Here is a 538-nt window from a genome sequence, read left to right on the forward strand (position 1 = left end):
GTACAGCCCGACCATCGGCTGCAGCAGTGACGCCGTGATCTGATACACGAGCGTGATCAGCCCGATCTGCGAAAAATCGAGATGGAAGTTGCCCTTGAGCAGCGGATAGATCGCCAGGATCAACGACTGCATCATGTCGTTGAGGAAGTGCGCGAAGCTGATGGCGCCGATCACGCCAAAGCCGGTCTTGTCTGCCTGCGCGGCCGGGGGCGCCGCGGGGTTGGCCAAGTCAGCAGCCGTGCCGTTTGCGGTGGTTTGCATGATGTTTTTTTGGAGAAAGGAATTCAAGCGAGGAGCGCTCAATCATGCGCTCAAACGGTGCAGGCTTGTTGCCGCAAATTCGACAATGATTAGTGCAAACCAGACAATTTATTGTCCAGGCAGAAGCGTCACCATACACGGCGCCGTTTCAATGCAATCCCTCGCTCAAACGCCCGCAAACCCGCGCCGCGCTTGCCTCGGCAGACAGCTAACCCGTTAGCCATTTTCGTGTACGAGGCTCGTCCGTTCGTAGCATGGCTCGCTAGGAGGCGCTTTC

The 538-nt window shown here is 57.4% G+C and carries 1 pseudogene; it reads right to left on the reverse strand.

Annotation, left to right across the window (positions count from 1 at the left end):
• Positions 1-261: pseudogene (locus tag ACTWPP_RS45150) on the reverse strand (hypothetical protein); the annotation flags it as partial.
• Positions 262-538: the final 277 nt, after the last annotated feature.

Source organism: Actinomadura sp. 3N407, assembly GCF_052245875.1.
Lineage (GTDB): Bacteria > Actinomycetota > Actinomycetes > Streptosporangiales > Streptosporangiaceae > Spirillospora.